The sequence below is a fragment of the Mucisphaera sp. genome (assembly GCF_965279675.1).
Lineage (GTDB): Bacteria > Planctomycetota > Phycisphaerae > Phycisphaerales > Phycisphaeraceae > Mucisphaera.
This window is the reverse complement of sequence record NZ_CBDIIJ010000002.1, coordinates 2624248-2644057: the sequence shown is the minus strand read 5'-3', so window position 1 is coordinate 2644057 and position 19810 is coordinate 2624248. Positions and strand designations below refer to the sequence as shown.

Genomic DNA, 19810 nt, shown 5'->3' with positions numbered 1-19810 from the left:
TCTCTGCCTAGGATGTCTGCATGAACGCTTCACGACGTGGTATGGCTATCGGTTATCTGGTGGTGGGTCTGGGTCTTGCGGCTGCGGGCCTTGCTGTTTTTACGGCACAGGTGCTGGAGGCACGGTCCACCATTCGTGATCGGATCGGTGGCTTTCATCGGCTGGAGATCGGCACGTCGGAAGTTCTCAGTCTCGATCGGTCTGGTGCCTGGACGATTTTTCTTGAGCATGACGCCGTGGAGGAGAATCGTGGTCGGCAACGCCCTGCCTCGATGGAGTGCTTGGTCGTGTTGGCCGAGACGGGCGAGGCATTGAGTCTCAAGGATCTGTTAGCTGGCGAGCCCAACGTCGATCCTTCGCTGTTTGCCAAGGGCCTGGCCGACCCTGAGCGAGAGGTGGAGGACGTGTATGTCTACAGTCTGGAAGGCCGGGCGGGGCACAGCAGTTGGACCTTTGTGTTGGAGCAGCCTGCCGACGTTCGGGTCACAACGGCTCTTGATGCGGGCGAGGTGCTCGAGCCGGGTCTGGTTCTAGCGGTGGGCCAGGGTGAGTTTCGTGAGATGCTCAGTGGAACAACCGGTCTGTATCGCGGGGCCGCGATCATGACTTTCTGCATCACCGGCGGGGCGATTCTGCTCGTGATCGGTTACATGCGTTCGGCTCCCCGGACGGCTCGGTCTTCGATGCCTCCACCATCCTCAACCGGTGGAGCGGCTGTCTCATGATTCGCATCCTGAACCTGGGCTCTCTGAATCTCGATCGTGTGATGCGGGTGGAACAGATTGTGAAGCCGGGGGAAACGGTGGCCTGCCGGACGGCTTCGCAGTTCGCTGGTGGCAAGGGAGCGAATCAGTCGGTTGCGCTGGCTCGGGCAGGAGCGCGCGTTTTTCACGCGGGTCGTGTCGGCAAGGACGGGCAGACTCTGGTTGACAAGGTGGCCGAGCAGGGTGTGGATGTTGATCTGATCGAGGTCGATGAGCAGGCGAGTACGGGGTCGGCTGTTGTGCAGGTTGATGGCCGTGGTGAGAATGCGATTGTGGTGGACGCTGGAGCCAATGCGCGGGTCAGCAGAGCCCAGGTCGATCGGGCTCTCGATCGTTTTCAGCCTCATGAGCTGCTGCTGCTACAGAACGAGATCAGCCAGGTTGGCTACGCGATCGAAGCCGGTGCTGAGCGCGGGCTGAGTGTATGTTTCAACCCGGCGCCTATGACTGAGGCGGTTCGTGGCTATCAACTCAAGAAGCTGGACCTGCTGATCGTGAATCATCACGAGGCAGAAGCGATCGTTGGCCAGACAGGTGCGAGGGACCTAGTGCCTCGGCTTAGGGATCTGGTGGATGGCAGGGTCATTATCACGCTGGGTTCGCGGGGGGTGATCTACGCAGATCGCGAGGGCGTGACGCAGATCGATGCCGTGCCTGTTGATGCGGTCGATACAACGGCTGCTGGTGATACCTTCATCGGTTACTTCATCGCTGAGCGTACCAAGGCAAGCACAGTGCGGACGAGCCTGGAGGTGGCGGCGACCGCGGCGGCATTGTGTGTCACCCGCCCTGGCGCGATCGATGCGATCCCCACCCGCGATGAAGTGACGGCGATGATGACTTCGCGGGCCTGAGGCAGCTTGAAGGCATGAAAAAACCGAGCCGTGAGGCTCGGTTTCGGATCTGTGCGGGTGGGCAAGTTATCGCTTGGAGAACTGGAACTTCCGACGAGCGCCGCGCTGGCCGTACTTTTTACGCTCTACCTTACGTGGGTCGCGGCTGAGGAAGTTGTTCTCACGGAGCACGGCTTCCATCGACGGGTCGTAGCCCTTGAGGGCACGGGCGACGCCCAGGAGGATGGCATCTGCCTGTCCGGTGATGCCTCCGCCGTGCACGCTGACGAATACGTCGATGTCTTTGGCATCGGTTGCGTTGAGCGGTGCGGTGCAGGCATTGCGGTGCTGGGGCTCGCTGAAGTACTCATCGACCTGGCGGTTGTTGACCAGCATGGTGCCGGTGCCGGGTCGGATACGGACGCGGGCGATCGAGGCTTTGCGGCGGCCAGTGCCCCAGACGAATCCGCCGGCATCGGGTGTGGCGGGCTGACTGAGCTTGACCTGCTGCTGCGGGGCTTCGGCGGTTGGTACTACGGGGACGCCGGGCACTTCGGGAACCGAAGGGACTTCCGGGACCTCGGGAGCGTTCAATGGCTGCTCTTCGCTGGACAAATCGAGTCTCCGTGTCATCGGCCGGCAAAAGTCTGCCGGGGTTGCGTGCGTTAGCGGGTGGTGAGCTCAACCACTTCGGGCGACTGAGCGGCGTGGGGGTGTTCGCCGCCACGGTAGACCTTGAGCTTGGTCAACTGATGGCGAGCGAGCTTGTTCTTGGGCAACATCCGGCGGACGGCTTCGGAGATGAGTTTCTCGGGAGCCTTCTCCATCTGGTCGCGATAGCTGGTGAGCTTGAGACCGCTGGGGTAGCCGGTGTAGCGCTTGAGGTGCTTCTGATCAAGCTTTCGGCCGGTCAGGCGGATCTTGTCGGCGTTAGTCACAACCACGAAATCGCCGACGTCGTGGTGGGGGGTGTATTCCGGCTTGTGCTTACCCATCAAAATGGTGGCGATCTGGGTTGCCAGACGGCCGAGGATCTGATCGGTGGCATCGACCTGGAGCCATTGCCGGGGTACTTCGTTATTCTTTGCCAGGAAGGTCTGACGGTTCATCCGCGCTCACCTTGGGTTCGTGGTTTCGAGCCGCGTAGTGTAGCCCATCCTTAGCGGGCGTCAAACTTCGGGCGGGTGGGGTATGGTTGTGATGTGAAAGACCTCACGGGCCCAGGCGTCAGGGATTTGAGTTTCGGCTATCCGGGCCGTCCGCGGTTGCTGGCATCTGTCACTGCCAACGCGAGCAGAGGCCGTGTCACGGCGATCCTCGGCCCCAACGGCTCGGGAAAGACGACGCTTTTACGGGTTTTGTTAGGGCAATTGCATCCTGATAAGGGCGAGGTCTTTCTGGGGGACGATCGGGTACTTGATCTTGATGAGCGGGAGCGGGCCTGTCGGATGGCTTATGTGCCACAGGAGGGGTCTGCGGCTTTCGCGATGCGGCTATCCGAGGTGGTGAGTCTTGGGTGTTGGCCTGCTGGTGCCCGGCGATCCGTGGCAGAGGCTGAGATCGAGCGGTGGGGTTTGCACGACCTGGCAGGGTCGAACTGGCCGTCGTTGTCGGGTGGTGAGCGTCAGCGCGGGTTGCTGGCCAGAGCGTGCTGCCAGGTTCAATCTCGTGGGGAGGCCCTGCTGTTAGACGAGCCGACGGCTTCGATGGATCCTGCCTGGGCACACCGGACGCTCTCTCTGCTGCGTCAGTTGGCGGCAGAAGAGCAACTGGCCATCGTAGCGGTCATCCACGATCTCGATCTGGCGGCACGATATGCAGATGATGGCTGGCTGATCTCATGCGGACGGATGCTGGCTGCCGGGTCGATCACGGATGTGCTGACGGCTTCTCATCTGGAGCAGGCTTACGGCATCGGGTTCACCATGCTGGATCTTGCTGGGGGCTATCGCACACCGATCGTCTCTTTGGACGGGTCGGGTCGGGCAAACGTCGATAGAATGCGTTGAGGAGTCGCCCATGAGCGTGCAGGACATCATCTTCTACCTCGCCATGCTAGCTTTTGTGATTGGTCCTGCCGTCGCTGGTGCGATCAAGTCCACAAATGAGAAGCGGGGACGGCTGCACGATAGGGAAGCCAATCAGCCGAATGATGGGCTGACGGTTCAGGAGCGTGTCGATCAGCGAGCCAGAGAGCGTCGTGAGGCGCTTCAGCGTCAGCGGGAAGCCCGGCGTCAGCAGAGCAGCAGTGGTGAAGCGGGCCTGAATCGTCCGACGCCTGAGATGCGAGCACAGGTTGAGCAGCGTGCTCGTGCGGCTCAAACGGAAGCACAGCGAACACCGGGGAATGTGCGCTCGAGTGAAGCTGAGGCCAGGGCCAGAGCGCAAGAGGCCTATCGGAGACGGGCGGAGGCGCTTCGGCAGCGGGCGGCGGCGAAGCAGCAGGCACAGCGGGCACGCGCTCAGGCCGCGCAGCAGTCGAGTCAACCCACAACACGGATGCGACCGGTACCGACGCCTGCTCCGGCACAAAGGTCACAGCCTTCGGCACAGGCGGCGGGATCGAGACAGCAGGCCCGGGCTCAGCAGGCAGCCTTGGCGCAGCAGCGAGCCAGGCAGTCGGAACTCTCGCGGCTGGCCGAGGAGCGGCGTCGGCATGAGGCGGCGGCGGAGGCGGCACGGCTGGCGTCGTTGAAGGGCGCGGAGCTTGATCTACGCCAGCTTCTGCGAGAGCCGACTCGGCTGCGTGATCTGGTTGTGATCAAGGAGATTCTCGACAGCCCACTGGCTTTGAGAGATCACCCGCTTTATTGAATCGTGTCTGCGTCGATCAGGCCGGGTCCGGGCGGAGGTCTGGTGAAACACGTACTCTTGCACAGGCGAGCACGATCGCAGCGGCGTTGGAGACGTTGTAGCTGCGGACATTGCCCTTGTCGGTGCCCGGCATCGGGATCCAGAGGCGGGTATCTGCGAATTGCTGGTGGATGTGTTCGGGCACGCCATGGTTCTCGTTGCCGAGCAGGAGAACGTCCTCGTCGGCGTAGTCGGCCTGGTCGAATCGGGTACCGCCAAACTTGGTGATGAGCCAGACACGGCGGGTGCCCAACCATTCGAGGAAGGTATCTACATCCCCGTGCAGCGTCAGGTGGAGATAGGGCCAGTAGTCGAGTCCGGCTCGCTTAGCGGCGTGATCGGTAACCTCAAAACTCGTCGGCCCGATGATGTGCAGGTGAGCGTTCATGCCGACACACTGACGCGCGATGGCACCGGTGTTCTGTGGGATGGCTGGCTGATACTGGGCCACGTGCAGCATGCGGGGATGCTACTACTAGATGGCTTTCGATTGTGGCCGATGTCGTGTTGCGAAGCCGAGGATGAGCGGGGCAGCGGTTGCAGGCGTGGGTATCGGTGTGCCCTGTTGGCCGGCATTGAATCCCCAGTTGTTGGCCAATAGGCTCAGGTCTTCGAGGTCGATGACGCCGGAGAGGTTGAAGTCGTAGTTTGACCAGCCGTACGCTTGCTGACCGAAAAGATCGGCAAAAGTTGAGAGGTCCTCGAGGTTCACACGCCCATCCAGGTTGCCATCACCAAAAGCTGTGCCGATCATCTCTGCCAGCAGGAAATCGATATCAGTGGGGTCGGCGGTGCCGGAACCATCCAGATCGAAGCCGCCGCCGGCATTGAGTTTTGAGATCGCAAGGTCGATGTCGTCGGCGTCGAGGATGCCTGTGCCGTCGAGGTCGGTGGCGGGTTCGGTGAGGGTGACGGTCCAGAGGACTTCCTGGCTGAGAAGATCCTTGATCTCAGGCGTTCGGACCCAGGGGGTGTTGTCGGCTGCCAGGGCGCTGACCTCAAAGGTGCCCAGTCCGTAGCCGTAGAGGGATGGGTCGAAGGCTGACGGGTCGAGCGGGGTGACTGTCTGTCCCTGGATGGACCAGGTCAGGTCGATCACTTCCTCGTCGATCACCTCGACGGTCAGAGCCCCTGGATCGATGAGCGTTCCGGTGTTCGGGAGGTGGGTATCGATGGGATCGACGAGCTCGTAGATACGGCGGATGATCTGCTCACGGGAAATGGCATCAAAGGGGCGGTTGAGCGATCGCATCTTGGAGTTTTGAGTGGGTCGGTAGATCCCGGTTGGGTGATAGCGAGCGCCCTCGTAGACGCCGACGGGGCCTAGTTCAGGAAAATCGGGATCGACATAGCCGAGCCAGAGGTCCCACTTGCCGGCCGGATTCGTTGTGACGTTGGCCTCGCTGGGCTCGGAGCCGGTGTATGGCGTGCTGAAGCTTACGTACTCATCAGCGAGGTCAGCGAACTGGTGGCCGATCTCGTGGAGGGCGATCTCTGTGGCGAGGCTGTTGCCTCCTGCATAGACGGCGTAGTTCCCACCCCCGCCGCCGTATTTGGTGCTGTTGACGGTGACAACTTTCATCTCGGCGGTGATGTCGGTGCCCGAGAGGGCGCTGTTGATGATCTGACTCGCCTTAAAGTTACTGATGTAGAGCAGTCTTTCTGTCTGGTTGTCGAAGTAGTACCTGGCGTTGAGCGCGGTATCGACGAAAACGTCATCGGGCGGAATATCGGCGCCCGATTCGTTGCTGACCACATCGATCGTGTGGACGTTGAAGAAGCTCTGGTAGCGTGGGAAGGGTTGTTGGTTGCCGAGGAAGGTGTAGTCGATGAAAGCCTGGACGTGCTGCGGGTAGACCGCGTTGATTTGTTCACCGGCGGTATAGCCGTCGCCCAGGAAGACGATATCGACGCGATTGCCTGAAGGGCCGTTCGGGATAAGGGTGTTCAGGTTGGCAGAGACAACTGAGGCCGTGGCGACGACCACAGCCATGAACCACGGGATGACCGTCGTGCTGTGCATCTCTTCTCGGTTCCTGTGGATGCTGAAGCATCCGGGTCTGCTCTCCCAGACCCCGAATCAGAGGCACACGGTACTCGACCCGCGCCTTTAAGTCTCTTGTCGGTTCGGTGATTCTGCGGGCTTGATTCTGTTGAAAGCAAGGATGTGCCTGCCCGCTTTGGGTAATTAACCCATCTTTACACGGGTTGTGGGTCTGGTTGTGAACGGAACTGCCGCACCATGAGTTTCCGGAGCACTGCGAGGAGTGTGGTGGGTTCGGCGGTGTAGCCTTCAGGAGGACGGTAGTAGACGGTTTCTTTGTCGATGAGGCTGACACGGCCCGGCGCTTCCGCGAAGAGGGTTTCGAGCTTCTGGGGTTGATCGGTGGTAAAGATCAGGTCCTGGTTTTCGAGTTTGAGCCGTCGGCAGCCGTGGACGCTGGCGGCGATGCGTAGCTCGGCGAGTTCGATCAGCCTGGCGGCTTGCTCGGGAGCTTCGCCGTAGGCCTGCTGAAGGCCTTCGACCACCTGGTCGAGATCAGCCAGGTCGGTCACGCGGCTGAGCCTGCGATAGGCCTCCATCCGGTGCTTGTCAGAAGGGATCCATCGTTTGGGCAGGCTGCCGATGATCGGGAGTTCCAGATGGGTACGGACGGGCTCGATGACCGACTCTTTACGCAGGCGTTTGGTTTCCTGTTCCAGCAGCACGCAGTACATCTCATAACCGACCGCGGCGATGTGTCCGGATTGCTCGGCACCAAGCAGATTCCCGGCACCACGGATCTCGAGATCGCGCATCGCGATACGGAAACCGGCACCGAGCATGGCGTACTGCTCGATAGCGCGTAGGCGTTTGGCGGCGACATCATTGACAGGCCTGTCTTCGGGGAGGAGCAGGTAGCAGTAGCCTCGGTGCTTGCCACGGCCGACACGGCCGCGGAGTTGGTGTAACTCTGCGAGGCCGAAGTGATCGGCGTCGTTGATGATCATGGTGTTGGCGGTCGGAATATCGATACCGGACTCGATGATGGTGGTGCTGACGAGGATGTCTGCTTCGCGACGCATGAAGCGGAGCATGACTTCCTGGAGTTGGCCGGCGGCCATCTGGCCGTGACCGACGATGACGCGGGCATCGGGCACGAGCGACTGGACCTCTGCGGCGATGGCCTTGATGTTGTTAACCCTGTTGTGGACGAAGTAGACCTGGCCTTCGCGGTTGAGCTCGCGGATGAGAGCCTGCTTGATGCGCTGCTTATCAAACGGAGCGACCTCGGTCACGACGGCCCGGCGATCGACCGGCGCGGTTGTCAGCGATGAGATATCTCGGAGGCCGACCATGGACATGTGAAGTGTTCGGGGGATCGGCGTGGCGGTCATGGTCAGGACGTCGGCCGTGAGTCTGAAGCTCAGGAGCCGGTTCTTGTGCTCGACGCCAAAGCGTTGTTCCTCGTCGATGATGACGAGCCCGAGGTCGGCAAACTTGACGTCTTTGGAAAGCAGGCGATGGGTGCCGATGACGATATCGATCCGGCCCTTGGCCAGTTCCTCCAGCACCTTCTTCTGCTGAGTGCCGGTTCGGAATCGGGAGAGACATTCCACGCGAAAGGGGTAATCGGCCATGCGCTGGCGGAACGTCTGATGGTGCTGCTCGGCCAGGACCGTCGTTGGCACCAGGATGGCGACCTGGCGGCCGTACTCAGCGGCTTTGAAGGCGGCTCTTATGGCGACCTCGGTCTTGCCAAAACCGACATCGCCGCAGAGCAGACGGTCCATCGGCTGGTCGTGGGCCATGTCGTTCTTGATCGCGGCAATGGCGGCAAGCTGGTCTTCGGTCTCTTCGTAGGGAAACTCGGCCTCGAACTCGCGTTGCCAGTTGGTGTCAGCGGGAAAGCGGATGCCGGGCTGGGTGGATCGGGCGGCCTGAACCCGAAGCAACTCGGCGGCGAGGTCTTTGACGGCTTCGCGGACCTGTTCTTTCTGCTTGTTCCAGCGTTTGCCACCGAGTTGGGAGAGCGGGGGTTTGCCCTGGAAGCCCCCGATGTACTTCTGCACAAGTTCGATCTGCGTTGCGGGGACGTGCAGGAGTGCCTTCTGGGCGAACTCCAGGGTCAGGAATTCCTGCGTGAGCCCGCTTCGGCGCATCGTTCGGATGCCAACGAACCTGGCGATGCCATGATCGACGTGGACCACGTGGTCGCCGACTTCGAGATCGATGAAGGCATCAGAGACAGCTCCGCCGGCCTGCTGGCCATTAGGTGTCAGCCCCCCTTCTGAGCCGGAGGATGCGGCAATGCGCCGGACCCGGCGGCGGGTTTCGTAGCGGTGGAACAACTCGTGGTGGGGCACGAGGGTGATGGCTCGGCTTTCATCCGGACGCCAAGCAAACCCCCGATGGAGGGCACCTAATTCGATCGCCGGTGGCGGGCCGGACTCCTCCTGCTCGCTGATGATCTCGGCGAGTCGCTGGGCTTCGGCTTCACGGCGGCAGAGCACCACGACCTCGCGGCCGCTTTCCTGGCCGAGGCTGGTCAACTCGGCGACGGCCTGGCGGGCATCGGTGTCGAAGCTCGGCAGTGATTCTGTGGGGAGGTCGATGACCCTGGCTCGTGGGGATGGTGCCGAGTAATCGATCAACTCGATGGTCGCGAACTCCGCCAGTCGTGCATTGACAGTGACGGGTGCGATGATCCCTCTGGGATCACTCAGACGCTCGTAGTAGCCACGGGCCTGCTCGGCAAGCTCCATTGGCTCGTGGAGGAGGATCCGGGTCTGCTCGGGCAGGAGTTTGAGGAGCAAGGTGTTGCCTTCATCGGCGCGGAGTGCGTCGATGGAGGTGCCGAGCCATTCGACGGATTTGAGTTGACGACCCGAGGCCATCGAATCGAGATCGATCTGGCGGATGGATTCGATCTCATCGCCGAAGAAATCCAGGCGGACGGCATCAACGCCGAGTTCCTGCCCCTGGCTGTCAACAGCGGTGGCGGCGGCTGCGTAGAGATCGAGGATCCCGCCTCGTATGGCGAAGTCGCCGGGCTGCTCGATGGCATCGACCCGGGTGTAGCCGGCGTCGGTGAGCCATTGCGCGAGGCTGGCGGGCTCCCGCAGATCGCCGATGCGTGCCTGCTGGAAGAACTTGCTGAGCCGTTCGGCCTTGGGGACCGGCTGCATCAGGGCTTGAATCGGGGCCACGATGATCGCAGGCGGGTCGTTGTCTGAGAGTCGGCGTACAAGTGCCAGTCTCTCCGCGACGAGCTCGAGGTTGATGCCGGACTCGCCGGGGAGGATTTCCAGAGCCCCGAAGCGTCTCGGATCGAGCTCGACGCCGTGATAGGTCAGTGCCTCCAGGTCGTCGAGTGCATCGTCGGCTTCGTCGAGGTGAGCCACGACCAGAAGCACGGGCGATCGCGTTTGTTGATGGGTCAACCCGGCAAGGAGCGTGGGTATGGAACCCCGGCAGCCGCGAGCGGCGACACGCTGCTGGTCGCTGAGTGCGCGCAGCACCTCGCCGACTTGTTCGGATTGGCGGATGGTTTCGAGCCAGGGAGCCATGGTGCCCACGTGCTCGGAGTTTAGTCGGCTCTGTGGGACAAGTCGCCGGCTAGTCGTCTTCGACCGGCGGGTAGGCCCGGCGTCGGACGCCGTCGTTGACGGGTTGGCCTTTGGCGAGTACTGGGATCAGGGTTGGCTTGGGGGCCTCCTGATCAGCCTTGGGAATGCTCAACTGGGGCACATCTTCTAGCACACGAACCATCGCAATCTCGTCACAAGCCTGGTTCTTGGGGCAGCGCAGGCATTCGCTCCAGACCTTGAGTGGCAGGCTTTGTCGGTCGACGACGGAGAAGCCGAGGCGCTCGAAAAAAGCCTGCTCGTAGGTGAGGGTCATCAGCCGGCGGACGCCCAGGCGTCTGGCCTCCTCGATGGCGGCTTCGACGAGCCTGCGGCCAAGCCCCCGCCCTCTGCAACTGGGATCGACGACGAGGGAGCAGACTTCGGCCAGATCGGCCCAGATGATCGAAAGGCCACCGACGCCGACCAGCTGATCGCCTCGGGTAGCGACGTGCAGTTCGCGTACGTTCTCGTAGAGCATCGCCAGGGGCTTGGGCAGCATGAGCCCGAGTTCGGCGCTGTCGTTGATGAGGCTCGCGATCGCGGGCACGTCGGCGACCGCTGCGGGTCGGATCAAGATGGTCTGTGGCTGGGTCACGGCTTGCCTGAAGATGGTGCGAGGCAGCATCTTAGTCGGGCAGGCCGAGTTCTTCGATGACCCTGGCCTCGTCCCAGATTTCGACGCCGAGTTTGGCGGCTTTGTCCAGCTTGCTGCCGGCTTTGACTCCGGCGAACAGCAGATCGGTGTTGCTGGAGACGCTGGAGGTGACTCTGGCCCCCAGTTTCTCGACATATGCGGTGAGCTGCTTGCGGTCGAAGGCGTCAAACGTGCCGGTGATGACAAGGGTCTTGCCGCGGATCGGACTGTCGGCAGCGGGCAGGTCCGGCATGGGTTGGGTGAGATCGAGGCCAGCGGCCTGGAGGTCGGTGAGAATGGTCCGTCCAGCATCACTGTGGATAAAAGAGTGTAGTGATTCGGCGGTGACCGGCCCGATCTCAGCCACTTCGCTGATGGCATCGACCTCGGCATCCAGCAGGGCTTCAAGTGTTCCGAAGGCGGCGGCGATGATCTCAGCAGCCCGTGCGCCAACGTGTCGGATACCCAGACCGGCGAGCACGCGCGCCAGGCCCTGCTGCTTGCTGGCTTCGATCCCGGCGAGCATGGCGTTGACTTTCTTTTCGCCCATGCGTTCGAGCTCGAGGATCTGAGCCTTCTGGTTGTGAAGTCGATAGAGATCGCCGAAAGAGTGGATGAGGCCTGCCTGCATCAGCTGGGTCACGGCTTTCTCGCCGAGGCCGTCGATATCCATCTGATCCCTGCCTACAAACCAGATCAGCCTTTCGAGCAGTTGAGCCGGGCATTCCGGGTTGACGCAGCGGAGGTCGACTTCATCTTCCTCCCGAACGGTGGGCTGCTGGCAACTCGGGCAGTGGTCGGGCGGTTGAATCTGCTGGCGTTTGGCTGCGGGCTTCCCAGGGGCAAGACCCACGACCTGAGGGATGATTTCACCGGCCTTCTGGATCAGGATGCGGTCATTGATCTGGACGCCCAGGCGCTCGATCTGATCCGCGTTGTGGAGGGTCGCGTAGGTAACTGTGGTTCCTGCGACAAAGACGGGGTCCATCTCGGCGCGCGGGGTGATCCGGCCCGTCTTGCCAACCTGCCAGTGGACTTCGCGGAGGACTGTTTCGGCCTGTTCGGCGGCGTACTTGTAGGCGATGCACCAGCGAGGGGCCTTGCTCGTGTAGCCGAGTTTCTCCTGCTGCTCGAAGCGATCGACGCGGATCACGACGCCATCGGTGGCGTAGCCGAGTTGAAAGCGTGTCTGGCTGAAGCGTTCGATGGCCTGCCAGACCTCGTCGAGATCGTTGGTGGCGGGTAACAGCGCCTCGTTGACCGGCAGTCCCCAGGCCTTGATTGCCTTGGCGGCCTGGTCGTAAGAGGCGAATGGGTTCGGCTCGATGACGCCGAGCCCGTGAGCCAGGAAGCTTAGGCGGCGTTTGGCGACGGCTTTGGGATCGAGTTGTTTAAGCGTGCCCGCGGTGGCGTTGCGGGGATTGACGAACAGTTCCTGTTTCTCTTCCGCCCGCTGTTTGTTGATGCGCTGGAACTCGGCGTCGGTCATGAAAATCTCGCCGCGAACTTCGAGGACGGACGGGATCTCGGCTGGCGTGTCGGCTGGATTCAGGTTGAGCGGGATGGCTCGGATGGTGCGGATGTTCTCGGTGACGTCGTCGCCCTTCTTGCCGTCGCCACGGGTGAGAGCACGCGTCAACCGACTGTTCTCGTAGCGGAGACTGATCGCTACGCCGTCGATCTTTGGCTCGGCCAGAAGTTGAACCGGTGCGTTCGAACCAATTGCAAAGAGGCCTTCGCTGTCATCGATGGCTTCGGCCGTTACAGGGGCTAGTCGGTTGACTACGCGTTGATGCCAGGCTGCGAGTTCGTCGCGGTCGTAAGTGTTGTCGATGGAGCGCATGGGCAGCGCGTGCGGGACCGTGGCGAAGCCCTCGATCGGCTCGCCGCCAACCCGTCGGGTCGGTGAGTCTTCCTTTGCCAGCTCGGGGTGCTCGGATTCGAGCTTGACCAGTTCCTGCAGCAATTCGTCGTAGGCCTGATCCGAGAGTTCGGGGCGGGCTTCGACGTAATACTGTCGGTTGGCCTGATCGAGTTGCTGGCGTAGCTCGGCGGCACGCTTGGCGGGGCTGCTCATAGCCCTGATGGTAGATGGATCTCAGCCGGCGCGGCTGGCCTTGTGCATGGCTTTGTGGGCGGCGGGAAGATCTATCTCCGCCCGGACCTCGTCGAGCACGCTGTGCTGCATCTGGCGCTTTGCAGTGCGGATCAGGTCCGCGAGGTGATTGTCGCGATCCCGGCAGAAGCGAGGGAAGGCCTGCTCCAACTCTGAGCGCGTGTACTGGCTCAGCGGGTCGTCAAGGCCGGTCTGGGTCACGGCCCACTCGATGAGGCTGCGGGGCTCGGTGGTGAAGCGGTAGCTCTCTAGGGTCGAGAGGAGCCGCTGCTTGAGGCTGGCGAAGGGGTCGGCCATGGGCAGAGGCAGGCTCCAGAGTTCGCCGGAGCCGGAGGTTTTGCCTTGCTCAAGTTCGGTGAGCCAGCCGTTGTTTCGTTCGCCTGGCTCGCCCGCTCCGCGTTCGCTGCCACGGTCAGCAATGAGGTTAGAGGGTGTCTTGCGGGGTGAGACCTTGGTCGCGGCAGTGGCGGGCTGCTCAGATCCGGTGACGACCAGGCTGGCAATGGCCGTGTTGACCACAACCCTTCCCTTGTTTGCGAAATCGACGGCGACACGCTGAGCGTTGACGCCATGGTGCGTGATGGGTTCAACCTGGCGGACGACCCCCCTGCCCCATTCGGGACGCTTGGGGTGTGTGACGACCTGGCCTGTTTGATAGGACAACGCCTCGGGCATGGAAATCGATTCTCCCTAGGCTCACCGGCGTGTTCTTTTTGGCCAGCAAGCTAACTCGGATAGACGGATGGACCGGGTATGGTTGCGTGAAAACTCACGCGTTTACCGGGCCGACCCGCAGTCAAATGGCTGCTAAGGAACGAATCTGAATTGGATCGTGTCAGATGCAAATGACCTATAGCTGACAGTGATCCTGAATCGCTCTGCGGAAAGTATACCTATCGACCAGCCTGGGAGGCAAGTTGAATCTTGCTCATTAGGCCTTTTAGGCGGTCTAGCCCGTTTTTCTGATACACAGGGGGCAAATGGAGCTCGGTAAGCGTCTCCGACTTGACAGATTAAAGTGGCCTGTGGACACTACAGGGCTCAAGTGACGGGATGCCCCCGTTGTGTTTAAACCCCTGATCCGACCGAGGTTGATGCCCCGATGGCCCATTCGTTGAGTGCAAAGAAGCGTGTTCGCCAGAACATCAAGTCGCGTGCCCGTAACCGCTGGCGCAAGCGTAACCTCCACGAGGCGCTGGTTGAATACGACGAGGCCATCCTGCACGCTTCGCCCGAGGAAGCTAAGAAGCAGCTCGACGGTCTGTACAAGCTAATCGACCGGACCGCTGCCAAGGGCGTGATTCATAAGCGTACTGCCGACCGCCAGAAGTCTCGGCTGGCTGCACGGCTGAATGCCAAGTCGGCTGGCTGAGCCGCATCGGACAACCACTGATTCAATGACAACCCGTCTTTGTGACGGGTTGTTTTCTTTTGTGGGGTCAACACCGGCTGTCTCATCGCTGGCGGACTGAATTGCTGTGACTCAGGACCACGATCGAGAGGTCCGCGTAGCGGTTGGGGTCGTCTGTCACTTCGCTGTCTGTCTCGGTGTTCAGATGAACAGCGCGGTGGACGCTGAAGCCTTCCTGGCGGCAGTAGTCTTCGAAGTCTGCAATCGAGGGGAAGCGGCGATTGGGGGTGTTGTGCCACTCATAGCCATACTCGCCGGGCGACTTGGGGGAGCGGCCTTCGAGGTAGAGCATCTCCCGGATCTTCTCGTAGGCGAAGTTGGGGAAGCTCACGATGGCCTGCCTGCCGACACGCACCATCTCATGCAGGACCAGGGAGACGTTGGGCAGGGCCTGAAGCGTCTGCGACAGGACCACCACATCGAAGGCCTTGTCGGCGAACTGGGGAAGGCCGGTGTTCATGTCGTGATCGATCACCTCGAGTCCGGCTCTGGCGGTATCGATGATCCTGGCCTCTGCGACATCGATGCCCATGAGCCGGTGGTGCCCTCGGTCACGGAGCTGGCTGAGCAGCTCGCCTGAGCCGCAGCCGAGGTCGAGCACACTGGCGTTCTCGGGAATGAGATCCAGGATTCTCGGGTAGTCGGGCCGCGCTTTGCCGTAGACCGAGGGGCTTGCGCTGGCTCGGTGGGCGGCTGAATCGGAAGCAGAGGCGATCTCGGGTCTGTGCGTCGTGACTTTGCCGTGCAGTTCCTGCTCCAGCCGGGCCCCGATCAGAGGGCCGTAGCGTTCGATCTCATCTGGCAACAGGAAGGCGTCGTGTCCGGCGGGGCTGGGCAACTCGCAGTAGGTCACGGGCTTGCCTTCGGCGACGAGGGCATCGACGATCGCGCAGCTCTGCGTCGGCGGGAACAACCAGTCGCTGGAGAAGCTCAGGATGAGCCAACGGCATTGGGCGGATGCAAACGATCGACGCAGGCTCTCGGCGTCGCGGCCGAGGTCGAACAGATCCATGGCCAGCGTCAGGGTGATGTAGCTGTTGGCGTCGAAACGCTCGACAAACTTGTTGCCCTGATGGGCCAGGTAAGAACCGACGGAGAAGCGTTTCTCGAATTCGGTGGCAATGTCGTGTGGCTTGAGCCGGTTGGCCTCGAATTTCTCGTCCATCGCCTCCTGTGAGAGGTAGGTGATGTGGCCGAGCATCCGCGCGATGGCAAGGCCGTTGGCGGGTGTGGTGCCCTTCTCCGCATACTGGCCTGCATGGAACGCGGGATCGGACATGATGGCATTACGGCCCACAACATCGAAGGCGAGTGCCTGAGATGAAAGCCTTGGGGCCGTGGCGACGGGCACCGCGAGATCCACACGCTCGGGATAACGCGTGGCCCAGACCAGCGTCTGCTGGCCACCGAGTGACCCGCCGATCACGGCTCTGAGCTTGGTGATCCCGAGTTGATTCAGAGCTTTCTCTTGAACATCGACGATGTCGGCGAGGGTGATCGCTGGGAAATCTGGCCCGTAGGCCCTGCCCGTCTGCGGGTTGGTGCTGTTAGGTCCGGTGGTGCCCCGGCAGCCGCCAAGTACATTCATACAGATGACGTAGAGGCGATCGGTATCGACAGCCTTACCCGGGCCGATGAGATCGTCCCACCAGCCGGGCTGGTCGTCCTTGCTATGTGAGGCGGCGTGCGCGTCGCCTGAGATCGCGTGGCAGATGAGGACTGCGTTGGATCCATCGGATGCCGGACTGCCCCAGGTTTCGTAGCAGACAGTGACCGAAGGAAGCTCCCCGCCTCGTTCGAGAGCGATGGGTTTCTCCAGCGTCAGATACTGCGCGTGCTTCGTGCTGGCGGCAGAGCGGAGGTCGTCGGTACTCGATGGGATGAGCGGGTTCATGGGTAAAGTCGACCGAGCCCGCTAAGGCTCGGTCGGGTATGAGCATTCGTAGTCAGTTGGGCACTCAGACGGCGACAGGGACCGCGGCGGCCAGGGCCTGCTCGAGGTCGGCGATGATGTCCTCGGCGTCCTCGATGCCCACGGAGACACGGATGTACTCGGGCACCACGCCTGTATGCTTCTGCTCCTCTTCGGAGAGCTGGGAGTGAGTTGTCGAGGCCGGGTGAATCACCAGCGTCTTGGCGTCGCCGATGTTCGCGAGGTGGCTGCAGAGCTTGCAGCTGTTGATGAACTGCTTGCCCGCCTCGGCGCCGCCTTTGATGCCGAAGCCCATGATGGCTCCCTGGCCGTCGGGCAGATACTTCTTCGCGTTGGCGTGGTCCTTGTGGCTTTCGAGGCCGGGGTAGTTGACCCATTCGACGGCATCGTGTGCTTCCAGGAACTTGGCCACCTTGAGTGCGTTCTCGGAGTGCCGGGGCATCCGGAGATGCAGGGTTTCGAGTCCTTGCAGGAAGAGGAACGCGGCAAACGGGCTCATCGCCCCGCCGGTGTCACGCAGCCAGTGCGTCATGGCGTGGGCACAGAAGACGATGTTGCCGAACGGCTTGAGGTGCTCGGCGAAGACCGCGCCGTGGTAACTCGGGGCCGGAGCGCAGAACTCGGGCCACTTCTCGGGCTGATCGGTCCATGGGAAATTGCCGGAATCGACGATCGCGCCGCCGATGTGCGTGCCGTGCCCGCCAATGAACTTGGTGGTCGAGTAGATGTTGATGTCGACGCCGTGCTCGAAGGTCTTGAGCAGAGCCGGGGTCATCACGGTGTTGTCGCACATCACCGGTAGGCGACCGTGCTTGGCCGAGTGGGCGGCATCGGCGATGGCCTGGAAGTCAGGGACATCGTTCTTGGGGTTGCCGATCGATTCCAGATAGACCAACCGGGTGTTCTCATCGACCAGCTCGTGGATCTTCTCGGGCTCGCTCGGGTCGAAGAAGCGTACTTCGATGCCGAGGTTCTTGAAGGTCTGGGTGAAGAGCGTCCAGGTCCCGCCGTAGAGGCTCGTGGAGCTGATGATGTTCTGCCCGGCGTGGGCGATCGTCAGGATGGCGGCGGTGATGGCGGCCTGACCGGATGCGAAGCAGAGGGCGTTGACGCCGCCGTCGACGGCGGCGAGCCGTTTCTCCAGCGTCGCGACGGTCGGGTTCATCAGCCGGCTGTAGATGTTGCCGAACTCCTGCAGACCGAACAGCCGGGCGGCATGGTCCGTGTCGTTGAAGACGTAGGAGGTCGTGGCGTAGATCGGGACGGCGCGCGATCCGGTGGTCGGATCGGGCTCCTGACCGGCGTGCAGGCACTGGGTTCCCAGACCGTGGGAGGGGGCAATATCAGACATGATGCGGGGCTCCGTATCTTCTCGGCCTCGTGGTCCCGCTGGGATGACCGAGTTCGCTCGGGTCTCGGTCAGCGGACCGGCTTCCGGGTGCCGGCGAGGCTTCGAATGGTTGTGCCGGAGGGCAAGGCGAAGGTTCGCCTCTGACAGGTTTTCTCCACCGATCCGCACCTCGCGGGGGTGGTGAGCGAGTTTGGTACGGTAGTCATGAAGGTCGGAGACGGCAAGATGACGAATAATCAACGGGGTAAAGTATCCGTTAATGTGTCACCTGAAGGATTCCCGCTTTCCTGGCGAAGGCCGATCACGTCTGTGCTGCTTCTACTGATTTGCTGGTACTCGATGATGGCCACACACGAGTTAGGTCATGTGCTCGCTGGCTGGCTTTCTAGCCATGAAATCTCCGAATTCAGCTTCCCACTGATTGGTTTCAGTGAGACTTCGATGAACGTCTACCCTCGACCTGCCTGGGTTGTGTGGTCTGGGTTTGCATCTGGTGTTCTGTCACCTCTGGTTGTCTGGCTACTCACGAAGCGGTTTAAGCCAGAGATGGCCAGAGCCTGTCAGTTTGTACTTGGGTTCTGTCTGTTGGCGAATGGCGGATATCTGGGCTTCGGATGGATCGATCGCGTGGGAGACATCGATGAACTACTCATCCACGGGACACCAGTATGGCTGCTGATGATAATCGGTGTTGCTTTGATCCTCTGGGGTCGGTGGTGTTGGGTCAGACTCAATACGCCTTCGCCCAAACCACCCGCCGCTCACTCGGCTGGTCAGTAATGACACAACTCCCGGGTTCAGCTTCGCCTTCGGGGATACAGCGGATCGTCACGCCCAGTTCCTTCTGGACCCGTTCGGCGGTCTCGTTGGTGCCGTCCCAGTGGGCCAGGGCAAACCCGCCGTGGATCTCGGGCTGGTCTGGGTTCTTCGGCGTGAAGAAGGCTCGGAAGTCGGCCTCGCTGTCGATGGTTTGGGTGTTGTCGCTGCGGAGCTTCTGAGCCCGGGCAAGGATGGCGTCCTGGATCTCCTGAAGGATCTGCGGGACGGTCGCGAGGAACTCCAGCTTCTTGACGCCCTTCTTGTCCTTGGGTGACTGGTCACGGCGGGCCATAAAGACGGCATCGTCGGCCATGTCGCGCTCGCCAATTTCCAGGCGGATGGGCACGCCACGCTTGATCCACTGCCAGGTCTTCTCGCCGCCGCGGAGGTCCCTGCGGTCGATCTCGACCTCGATCGGCCGGTTGTCATAAAGCAGCCCGCGTAGCTCCGAAGCGAGCTTGTCGCAGTAGTCCAGCACCGGCTCGGAGGGTTTGTCCTTGGGCAGGATCGGGAGGATGACGATGTGGGCCGGGGCCAGCCGCGGCGGAAGAATCAGGCCGTCGTCATCGGAGTGCGTCATGATGAGCCCGCCGATGAGCCGGGTGGAGACGCCCCAACTCGTGGTCCAGGCGTGGTGCCGGAGGTTGTCTTCGCCGAGGTATTCGATGTTCTGGGCCTTGGCGAAGTTCTGGCCGAGGAAGTGGCTGGTGCCGGCCTGGAGGGCCTTGCGGTCCTGCATCATGGCCTCGATCGAGTAGGTCTCGACAGCACCGGGGAAGCGCTCGTGATCCGGCTTGGCCCCCTTGATGACGGGCATGGCCATGAAGTCTTCGGCGAAGCGGGCGTAGACCTCGTGCATTGTGGCGGTCTCGGCTCGGGCCTCTTCTTCGGTCGCGTGGGCCGTGTGGCCCTCCTGCCAGAGGAACTCTGCCGTGCGCAGAAACAGCCGGGTGCGGAGTTCCCAGCGCACGACATTGGCCCACTGGTTGATGAGGATCGGCAGGTCACGATAGCTCTCAACCCACTTGGCGTAGGTCGCGCCGATGATCATCTCGCTGGTCGGGCGGACAACCAGCGGCTCCTCCAGCGGGCCGGCGGGCTTGAGCCCCCCCTGCCCGTCGTCTTCGAGGCGATGATGGGTGACGACCGCACACTCCTTGGCGAAGCCCTCGACGTGCTCGGATTCCTTCTCCAGGTAGCTCTTGGGGATAAAGAGCGGGAAGTAGGCGTTCCGGTGGCCGGTGGCTTTGAACATGCCATCGAGCACTCGTTGCATGTTCTCCCAGAGCGCATAGCCCCAGGGCTTGATGACCATGCAGCCACGCACATCGGAGGACTCGGCCAGCTCGGCGGCGCGGACCACCTGCTGGTACCACTGGGGGTAGTCTTCGGCACGCGTCGGTGAAATCGCGGTCTTGGGCTTGCCCCCACCCTTGCCTGCCCCTTGGCCGCCCTTCTGTTGTTGATTTTTCTGATTCATGGGCGG

The 19810-nt window shown here is 61.9% G+C and carries 16 protein-coding genes; 5 read left to right on the top strand and 11 right to left on the bottom strand.

Annotated elements, in window-relative coordinates:
• Nucleotides 1-20: 20 nt before the first annotated feature.
• A complete protein-coding gene (locus ACQZAB_RS11360) occupies nt 21-725 on the top strand; it encodes a hypothetical protein (protein ID WP_428389634.1) in 705 nt (234 codons plus the stop codon).
• Nucleotides 722-1618, top strand: a complete 897-nt coding sequence (locus ACQZAB_RS11355) for a ribokinase (RefSeq protein ID WP_428389633.1) — start codon at nt 722-724, stop codon at nt 1616-1618. The genes ACQZAB_RS11360 and ACQZAB_RS11355 overlap by 4 nt, the downstream gene beginning before the upstream one ends.
• Before the next feature lie 66 nt (nt 1619-1684).
• Here the strand turns inward: ACQZAB_RS11355 and rpsI are convergent, their stop codons facing one another.
• Both rpsI and rplM read right to left on the bottom strand, forming a co-directional pair.
• The gene (gene rpsI, locus ACQZAB_RS11350) at nt 1685-2212 is read right to left on the bottom strand and encodes a 30S ribosomal protein S9 (protein ID WP_428389632.1); all 528 of its coding nucleotides are present in this window, start codon (nt 2210-2212) and stop codon (nt 1685-1687) included.
• Nucleotides 2213-2262: 50 nt separating this feature from the next.
• Complete coding sequence (rplM, locus tag ACQZAB_RS11345; RefSeq protein ID WP_428389631.1) at nt 2263-2706, bottom strand: 50S ribosomal protein L13; 444 nt, start codon at nt 2704-2706, stop codon at nt 2263-2265.
• A 93-nt stretch (nt 2707-2799) separates the two neighbouring features.
• On the opposite strand from rplM, the gene ACQZAB_RS11340 reads away from it, so the two are divergent.
• Together ACQZAB_RS11340 and ACQZAB_RS11335 are read left to right on the top strand one after the other, a co-directional pair.
• Entirely contained in the window at nt 2800-3606 is an 807-nt protein-coding gene (locus tag ACQZAB_RS11340) for an ABC transporter ATP-binding protein (RefSeq protein ID WP_428389630.1), read from the top strand.
• Nucleotides 3607-3616: 10 nt separating this feature from the next.
• On the top strand, nt 3617-4411 hold the full coding sequence (locus tag ACQZAB_RS11335) for a hypothetical protein (protein WP_428389629.1): 795 nt from the start codon (nt 3617-3619) through the stop codon (nt 4409-4411).
• 16 nt (nt 4412-4427) lie between these two features.
• Here the strand turns inward: ACQZAB_RS11335 and ACQZAB_RS11330 are convergent, their stop codons facing one another.
• The 6 genes from ACQZAB_RS11330 to ACQZAB_RS11305 all read right to left on the bottom strand — a co-directional run bounded on the left by ACQZAB_RS11330 (nt 4428) and on the right by ACQZAB_RS11305 (nt 13485).
• Nucleotides 4428-4910, bottom strand: a complete 483-nt coding sequence (locus ACQZAB_RS11330) for a tRNA (cytidine(34)-2'-O)-methyltransferase (RefSeq protein ID WP_428389628.1) — start codon at nt 4908-4910, stop codon at nt 4428-4430.
• Between the two features lie 15 nt (nt 4911-4925).
• Nucleotides 4926-6473: a M64 family metallopeptidase gene (locus ACQZAB_RS11325; RefSeq protein WP_428389627.1), complete on the bottom strand. Its 1548-nt coding sequence runs from the start codon at nt 6471-6473 to the stop codon at nt 4926-4928.
• A 176-nt stretch (nt 6474-6649) separates the two neighbouring features.
• Nucleotides 6650-10000 carry a transcription-repair coupling factor gene (gene mfd / locus ACQZAB_RS11320; protein ID WP_428390158.1) on the bottom strand — a complete coding sequence of 1117 codons (3351 nt, stop codon included), beginning with the start codon at nt 9998-10000 and terminating at the stop codon, nt 6650-6652.
• Nucleotides 10001-10049: 49 nt separating this feature from the next.
• The gene (locus ACQZAB_RS11315; RefSeq protein ID WP_428389626.1) at nt 10050-10655 is read right to left on the bottom strand and encodes an N-acetyltransferase; all 606 of its coding nucleotides are present in this window, start codon (nt 10653-10655) and stop codon (nt 10050-10052) included.
• A gap of 31 nt (nt 10656-10686) precedes the next feature.
• A complete protein-coding gene (ligA, locus tag ACQZAB_RS11310) occupies nt 10687-12771 on the bottom strand; it encodes an NAD-dependent DNA ligase LigA (RefSeq protein ID WP_428389625.1) in 2085 nt (694 codons plus the stop codon).
• 21 nt (nt 12772-12792) lie between these two features.
• The gene (locus ACQZAB_RS11305) at nt 12793-13485 is read right to left on the bottom strand and encodes a DUF3553 domain-containing protein (protein ID WP_428389624.1); all 693 of its coding nucleotides are present in this window, start codon (nt 13483-13485) and stop codon (nt 12793-12795) included.
• Between the two features lie 427 nt (nt 13486-13912).
• On the opposite strand from ACQZAB_RS11305, the gene rpsT reads away from it, so the two are divergent.
• Nucleotides 13913-14182 (top strand): 30S ribosomal protein S20, encoded by a 270-nt coding sequence (gene rpsT / locus ACQZAB_RS11300; RefSeq protein ID WP_428389623.1) that lies wholly within the window; start codon nt 13913-13915, stop codon nt 14180-14182.
• An 82-nt stretch (nt 14183-14264) separates the two neighbouring features.
• On the opposite strand, the gene metX is transcribed toward rpsT, so the two are convergent.
• From metX to proS, 3 genes are all read right to left on the bottom strand, one after another.
• Nucleotides 14265-16115, bottom strand: a complete 1851-nt coding sequence (gene metX / locus ACQZAB_RS11295) for a homoserine O-acetyltransferase MetX (protein WP_428389622.1) — start codon at nt 16113-16115, stop codon at nt 14265-14267.
• Between the two features lie 64 nt (nt 16116-16179).
• Nucleotides 16180-17505: an O-acetylhomoserine aminocarboxypropyltransferase/cysteine synthase family protein gene (locus ACQZAB_RS11290; RefSeq protein WP_428389621.1), complete on the bottom strand. Its 1326-nt coding sequence runs from the start codon at nt 17503-17505 to the stop codon at nt 16180-16182.
• A gap of 730 nt (nt 17506-18235) precedes the next feature.
• Nucleotides 18236-19804: a proline--tRNA ligase gene (proS, locus tag ACQZAB_RS11285; protein ID WP_428389620.1), complete on the bottom strand. Its 1569-nt coding sequence runs from the start codon at nt 19802-19804 to the stop codon at nt 18236-18238.
• Nucleotides 19805-19810: the final 6 nt, after the last annotated feature.